Here is a 7461-nt window from a genome sequence, read left to right on the forward strand (position 1 = left end):
CTCCTTAAAGGGGCAGATCGGGTAGCTGTATCGGTTCTTTCGATTCCGTCAGGGCCTGCAGGAACGCCAGCAGGTCTGCCTTTTCCTGGGTGGTCAGATCCAGTTCCTTCATGTTGGGGGAGAGATTGTCCTTCACCGTACCGCCCAGCGCGTAGTGTTCAATCACCTCTTCCAGTGTTTTCGCGGACCCATCATGGAAGTAGGGCGCCGTTTCGGTGACATCGCGCAGCGTCGGCGTCTTGAACGCCCCTTTCATGCTCGCCAGCGGGACACTCACGTAGCGCCCCATGTCCGGGTTTTCCTCCCCATAGGAGGCCAGCCCGATGTTGTGAAACCCGTCGTCGGTGAAATTGGGTGCGGAGTGACACACGGCACAGTTGCCCTTGTCTGGGTCAACAAACACCTTGAAGCCGTTGATCTGGGCTTCGGTCATGGCGTCTTCGTCGCCGCGAACCCACTGATCGAAAGGGGAATCAGTGCTGATAATCGTGCGTTCGTAACTGGCAATCGCCTTGGCCAGTGTCTCGTCGGTGATGCCCTCGCCCGGATAAGCGGCGTCAAACGCCGTCCGATAGCCCGGCAGCGCCATAAGCCTGGCCTGGGCCACTTTCAGATCCACGTTCATCTCGACGCTCGATACCATTGGTCCCAGGGCCTGGTCCTCCAGTGAGTCCTTGCGCCCGTCCCACATTTGCAGCGCATTGAAGGCGGTATTGGTGATGGTGGGGGTTGCCCTCCCTAACACACGGCTTTGAAAGCCCTTGGCGGTCGGCATGCCGTCGCTCCAGCCGAACACGGGGTTGTGGCAGGTGGCACAGGACATATTGCCGTCGCCGCTCAGGCGAGGATCAAAAAACAGCTTTTTGCCGAGCTCGACCCGGGCCTCGGTCGGGTTGTTGGCTTCCGGGAAAGGCACCTCTTCGGGCATCAGCCAGTGCTGAAGTGAGGGGTGGCCCGCCTCGAAAACGTATTCGGTTTCTCCGGCCTGTACGAACGGTGCCAGGCTTGTCAGAACGGTTCCTGCCAATAACGGCCATACCCACTTTGACATTGTCTTTTCCTCTCTTTTTGTTTCTTATTTGAAATGCCCGACTGCTTGCAGCAGGGCTTTGGAGGACTGGTTCAGGTCCCCCGCGAGTTGATCCAGGTCCTGCATGCTGAGTGCGGTTTCGTGCGTGAGGGTTTTCATTTCCTGAAAAAATGCATGGATATCCTGGATGGTTTCTTTCTGGTTCGAGTTCATTTCCCGGACCGAATGACTCTGCTGCCGGGAACGCTCGGAGGCTTCCTTCGCGTTGCGGATTTGTGTTGAGGCCTGTTCCAGGCCGTTCACGTTCTCCTTTATCTGCGAAGAAGCATGCTGAACCCCGTCGACGACGTTGCCGACGGAGCGATGCATGGTTTCGGCCATGGAAGAGATTTCCTCCACGGCCTCGCCGGTGCGCCGTGCCAGATTGCGCACTTCATCCGCCACCACCGCGAACCCTCGGCCTTGCTCCCCGGCCCGTGCGGCCTCGATGGCGGCGTTGAGCGCCAGGAGATTGGTCTGGTCTGCCACATCCCGAATGGTCCCGGATATGGAGGTGATGGAGGTCGCCGATTCGGACATGGTGTCGATGCCGGCAGTCAGCTCCGTCATCTGGGTCCGAAAGGCGGCAAACTGGTTGACGACGCGGCTGATGACCTCGCCCGTGGCCAGGCACTCGGCTTCGACCTGCTCGGCATCCTGCGCTGAGCGGTCCAGTCGTTCCTCGACCTGGTCCGAGGTGCGCACCAAATGGTCGGTGAATTCGATGATCCGGTGGGCATTGTCTTCCACCACCGAGATTTGCCGGGAGGATGCCTGGGACGCGTCTCCCACCCGTCCGGCACGGGCTTCGAGCTGTTTGGCCTCGGTACGGATACGCTCGACCGTTTGACAAGTGGAGCTCACCGCATGATGCAGGGCATCAATGGTCTGGCCGACCTCATCGCGGCCACGGCGAGCCATGGCAATGTTGAGATCGCCCTCGGCGAAGGACCGCATGTTGTTCTGGACATCCAGTAACGGCCGCAGCAGAGTCCGTCCGAAGTAGTAAGTGACGGCGCCAACAACCAAGACCCCGATAGCAGTGGTGATCAGGAGCGTGGTAATAACATCCTGCGCATGCGCCTTATTGCTGTCGGCCAGGTCCTTAAGCGCGGTTTGCTGGGCGGCCAGAATGGACTGGGCCAACTGACGAATGTCTTCCGCCTGTCCCGACATCGTGTTGACGACGTCCATCGCCTGCGCGTCCTGGTTGCGCTTGGCAAACCCGATGACCTGCATCTGCAGGGGCCGAAGCGCCTTCAGCCGGTCTCGCAACTGTGCTACCTGGGGATTGTCGGGCATTCCGGACTGAAGTCGCTGAAGTGACTCATCGAGGGTCGAAGAGGCCTTGATCGTGGCGATGGCGTTGGTGCGAATGTCAGCGGAGGCTTCGGCGGCGATTAATGCCTGCAGGCTGCGTTCAAGGCTCAGGATACTGGTAAGGGACTCGGTTGCCAGAAGCTGGCGCTGCTTGGACGATTCGATGGCCTGGCTGACCGATTCGCTTTGCCGCTCCAGCGTCACACCGGCAAAGATAATACAAACGACGGCCACCGCCACGGGGAGAATACCGATCAGGAGCAGTTTGTATCGCCAGGAGAGATTCGACACAGAAATCATTAAGCGTAACCAGAGGCCTTCTCAAGTAGCTGACAGTTCCGTGTCTTCAGCGGGTTTGGAATCACTGTGACTTCGACTTCCTAAGCGTACAGTCCCAGGACTTGATATGGATCAAGCGCAAATCATGGTAGGTAGTTTCAGGAATTGGTGCAAAGGACAGGTATTGGCCCCGGGACGGACAAACGTGACACTGCTTATTGTCATCTTGTCGGTTGGGGTCATATAGCCCGCTGGGCGGTCGGATTGGGTTACTTACTGTTACATGGCAGTTTCCCCAAAAAGCCAGAAAAATACGGCTTGAACCGCCCGAGGGGTCTGGAAATGGCTTCCTGAGCCGGGGATGGGCTGTCAAAGGTTCGTCATAAACGAATAAAACGGTTTACCAACAGGGGGTTGCATTTCGTTACAAATTTTTGGGCTCATAATACCAATGAGTTAGGGGGCAGTCGGGCATTGAATGCGGAGTTGCCGGTTTTTTGTACAGGCTTGACTCAATCTTCCGCATTGTTCGGCTACGTTTACTCAAGTGGCTCGTATCAGCAATCAACCCGAGGGGCGACAATGCCAACCAGCAGCCCGAGCTCCTTTACACCACGCTGGCGGCACTTGACCGTTGCAACGCTGGCGGTGCCGCTCCGGTGAATAGACAGGACGGTGGCACGGGAAGGGGCGCTCAAGCACCGCCCTCCAGCTGGGTGTGAACTGCGGAACCAGCGCTGGAAGGTTAACCCGAGGCGCCGTGATACTCACTGTCGCCCACGTAATGGCTTTCCGCCCGGGCCTTGCGGCGCTGCTTCAGGCCGATCAGTACCAATGGCACCACGATCATCCCACTGCCGACGACGAACCACCAGTCCGGCACTTCGCCGAAGCCGATCCAGCCGAACGCCACCGCCCAGATCAGCCCGGTGTACTCGGCGCTGGTGACCTGGTTGGCGTCCACCTGGTGGTAGGCCAGCAGCACGGTGACGTTGTAGCCCAGGATGAACAATGCCGAGCCCAGGGCGTGGACCAGGATGGCCGGATCCCAGTCGGCCCCTTCCACCAGCATTAACGCGAAACTGGCAGGGATCACCATCAGGTAGGTCAGGAACAGCTTGTGGACCGTGGACTGCCGCGCCGGCAGCTTGCGCACCATCACTGCGTTGATGGCCAGGGCGGTGGCGGCGCCCAGCGCGGCCAGGGCGCCCCAGTTGATGGCCGTTGGCCGCAGGATCACGACGATGCCGGCGAAGCCGCTCACCACCGCAATCAGGCTCAGCGCGGTGAGACGTTCCCGGAACAGCAGCACCGACAGCACCATCACCAGAATCGGCGAGGCGTAGAAGAGGGCATTGGCGGTGGCCAGGGGCAGGGTGACCAGCGCCACAACCATGCACAGGATGCCGGCCAGGTGAATGTGGGCGCGAACGAAGTGGACGCGCGCGCCCTCGAACAGACGGCGGCGGTCGATCTGTTTCCACAGCGGCAGCAGCAACAGCAGGGTAAGCACGCAGCGCAGGAAGGCAAACTGGAACACCGGCGCCCCCGGCTCCAGCAGCTTGATAATGACATCGGAGACCAGCGCCATGGCATTGCCGATCACCAGGAGCAGGAGGGCGCTGTTGACGGTTTTTCCGGACATGGTGTGGGGCTCCCTCGACGAGTGATCTGACTGAATTCTGAGTGTAAGTCGGGCTCGCTATTGGATAAAATGATGTTTGTTGATCACTCATTAGATATTTAGATAATGAAGCTGCCACCGCTCAAAGCGCTGCCCGTGTTCGAGGCCGTCGCCCGCCTCAACAGTTTTTCCCTGGCCGCCGAGGAGCTGGCGGTGAGCCAGAGTGCCGTCAGTCACCAGATCAAGCAGCTGGAGGCCTACCTGGGAGAACGGCTGTTCCTGCGGGCCGGTCGTTCCCTGGCGTTGACCGAGGAAGGCAAGCAGTACCTGGAGGCGGTGGGCTCGGCGTTGCTGCAGATCGAGCGGGCCAGTGAGCAGGTGCTGGGCCGGGAGGAATCGCGGCTGCGGTTGGCCTGCTTCAGCTCCTTCGCCGTGCGCTGGCTGGTGCCAAGGTTGCCGGACCTGCAACGGGCCCACCCGCAGCTGGACCTCGCGCTGGAGATGACCATCCAGAACCCGGAACTGTCGGATCGGGTGGCCGATTGTTTCATCACCATCCGTACCGACACGCCCGCCTTCAGTTACGACCTGTTGTACAAGGAGCGGCTGTTTCCGGTGTGCAGCGCCCAGTACTGGCAGACCCTGACCCGGGAACTGGGGATCGACCGCCGGGCCCTGGCGCAGGGGGCGCAACTGACCCCGCAGCAGTTGGCCCGGTTCCCGCTGCTGTCCACCCTCACTATCTACAACCGTCAGGGCGGCGACTGGCAGGCCTGGTACGAGGCCGCCGGCCTGCCGCTGCCGGGGGAGGCCAGGCTGCAGCATTTCAGCCACATGCTGCTGGCGCTGGAGGCCGCCCGCTACCACCAGGGCATCGTTCTGACCAACGATTACATGCTGAGCAACCTGGACGACGCCGAGGACTTTGTCCGGCTGCCCTGCCATTACCTGGTGACCGGGGACCAGTTCCACTTTGCCTGGAAAACCAGCCGGCGCCGGGAGCCCAGCATTCAAGTTCTGCGCCAGTGGCTGGTGGGCCAGGCCGTCCGTGATGGGTTGCGTTGACTGGACGTGCGCCAGGATTCGAGTCGATACAGGGACTTGGCGGGGCTGATCGTATCGGGCCGCCAATCCTTACCGGGGCTTTACCAAGTGGTAACGGTGGCCCGGGGGGGAACGTGGTAGGTTTGGGGCAGTTTGGTCAACCGGAGAAGTCCGATGAAGACATTACTGACAGGCCTGCTTTCGATGGCCCTGCTCACCGCTTCGGCCTCGATCGCGGCCAGTCCAGGCCACTCAGGGAGTCTGCCGCCCGGCTTGCAGAAGAAGGTGGCCCAGGGCCAGCCGCTACCGCCAGGTTGGCAACGCAAGCTGGGCCTGCAGCGAGGGGATTACCTGCCCGACTACCTGTACCGGGATCGCCGAGTGGTCGACCTGGACCGTCGCCATCAGCAGGTCACGGTGGAAGACAAGGTCTACATCGTGCTGCGCAATACCCTGGAGATTGTCGACATTCTCAATCTCTGAGCCGGCGCGGGTCGACCGGGGCAGCCCCGGTCGACGCAGTCGCTCAGTCCTCCTCCTTCGGCGGCCGGTCCACCACCTGCCGCTTGCCCTTGGCGCACCGGGCCAGCTTCTTGATGCCGTCGGCGTCGAAGGCGTCCACCCGGATCACGTCGTACAGGGCCTCCAGCGCTTCCAGCAACTTGTCGCATTCCTCGCCCTGGATGATGCCCTGTTCGCAGGCCCAGTCCACCAGCTCCTTGCGCTGATGGCCCATCAGCAAGGCAATGGCGTCCAGCTCGTCCTCGTTGCGGTTGCGGATGGCGGTGTGCAGTTTCTCCCGCATGTCGTGGGTTTCGTTGGCCAGACGGTAGGCGTTCAGCACCCGACCCAGGGGATCCTCCGGGCTGTCATTGACGTAACAGCCGCGGCTGATGCGCTGGCGGATGGGGGCGTCCCGCACGATGCTGGCGGCCACTTCCGCGCCGAGTTCGTCGTCCGGGCCATTGAGTCCGGTGGCGCCCAGGGGGAAGACGATCAGCCGTAACGGCCAGCGCAACAGCTTCACCGGAAACTGGATAATGGCTTCGCGCATGCTGGCCTGCAGATCCCGCAGGCAGGTCTTCAGGCCCCACTCCACCAACGGCCGCTGATCCGGCGGATAGCCCTCCTCGTGCCATTGCTTGATGATGGCGGAGGCGTAGTAGAGCTGTACCAGGCAATCCGCCATCCGGCCGGACAGGCGCTGGCGGGCCTTGAGGCCGCCGCCCACCGACAGCAGGGTGACGTCGGTCATCAGGGCGAAGGCGGCGGAGAAGCGGGCCAGCTGCCGGTAGCAGGGGCGAATGTTCCCCAGCCGGGGAACCGTCTCCACACCATGGCCCCGGGTCAGCGCCAGCACGAACGCCCGCAGGGCATTGCGAGTGGTGTGGGCCAGGTGACGGTAGAAGATGCCATCGAACATCTCCGCGGCGGCTTCCTTGTCTTCCATGCCCGCCGCCTCGATTTCCTCGACAATGTACGGGTGGCAGCGAATGGCCCCCTGGCCGAAGATCATCAGGCTGCGGGTGAGGATGTTCGCGCCCTCCACGGTGATGCCGATGGGTACCGCCTGGTAGGCCCGGGCCAGGAAGTTCCGCGGCCCGGTGATCACCCCGCGGCCGGCCACCACGTCCATGGCGTGGTTGATCACCTCCCGCATCAGGTCGGTGTTGCGGTATTTCAGCACCGCCGAGGGCACCGAGGGCCGGACGCCGCGATCGAGCATGCCGGCGGTGAGCAGGCGGGCGGCGTCCATCATGTAGCTGTAGCCGGCAATGGGTTCCAGCGCTTCCTGTACCCCCTCGAACTGGCTGATGGGGCGGCCGAACTGCTCCCGCGCGTAGGCGTAGGAGCCGGTGGCCAGGCTGGCCACCTTGCCGGCACCGGTACCCAGGGCGGGCAGCGACACCGAGCGGCCGATGGACAGGCACTCCAGCAGCATGGTCCAGCCCCTGCCAAGCATCTCCTGGCCGCCGATGATCTGCTCCATGGGGATGAACACGTCGTTGCCCCAGGTGGGGCCGTTCATGAACACGGTGTTCATGGGCAGGTGGCGGGCGCCGGCATTGACCCCCTCGACATCCTTGGGCACCAGCACACAGGTGACGCCGATCTCGTCGCTGCC

6 protein-coding genes are annotated in these 7461 nt (G+C 62.1%); 2 read left to right on the forward strand and 4 right to left on the reverse strand.

The genetic code is table 11. The features are described from left to right. Positions 1–4: 4 nt before the first annotated feature. From R3175_RS16700 to R3175_RS16710, 3 genes are all read right to left on the reverse strand, one after another. The gene (locus R3175_RS16700; protein WP_318945471.1) at positions 5–1051 is read right to left on the reverse strand and encodes a cytochrome-c peroxidase; all 1047 of its coding nucleotides are present in this window, start codon (positions 1049–1051) and stop codon (positions 5–7) included. A 24-nt stretch (positions 1052–1075) separates the two neighbouring features. Further along, the gene (locus R3175_RS16705; protein ID WP_318945472.1) at positions 1076–2689 is read right to left on the reverse strand and encodes a methyl-accepting chemotaxis protein; all 1614 of its coding nucleotides are present in this window, start codon (positions 2687–2689) and stop codon (positions 1076–1078) included. 724 nt (positions 2690–3413) lie between these two features. After that, entirely contained in the window at positions 3414–4313 is a 900-nt protein-coding gene (locus R3175_RS16710; protein WP_318945473.1) for a DMT family transporter, read from the reverse strand. A 105-nt stretch (positions 4314–4418) separates the two neighbouring features. On the opposite strand from R3175_RS16710, the gene R3175_RS16715 reads away from it, so the two are divergent. Both R3175_RS16715 and R3175_RS16720 read left to right on the forward strand, forming a co-directional pair. After that, the gene (locus tag R3175_RS16715) at positions 4419–5357 is read left to right on the forward strand and encodes a LysR substrate-binding domain-containing protein (RefSeq protein WP_318945474.1); all 939 of its coding nucleotides are present in this window, start codon (positions 4419–4421) and stop codon (positions 5355–5357) included. A gap of 153 nt (positions 5358–5510) precedes the next feature. Next, a complete protein-coding gene (locus R3175_RS16720) occupies positions 5511–5819 on the forward strand; it encodes a hypothetical protein (RefSeq protein ID WP_318945475.1) in 309 nt (102 codons plus the stop codon). 43 nt (positions 5820–5862) lie between these two features. Here R3175_RS16720 and R3175_RS16725 read toward each other — a convergent pair. Next, positions 5863–7461: acyl-CoA dehydrogenase domain-containing protein (locus R3175_RS16725; RefSeq protein ID WP_318945476.1), on the reverse strand; the 1599-nt coding region annotated here is incomplete at its 5' end.

The sequence above is a fragment of the Marinobacter sp. genome (assembly GCF_033722735.1).
Lineage (GTDB): Bacteria > Pseudomonadota > Gammaproteobacteria > Pseudomonadales > Oleiphilaceae > Marinobacter.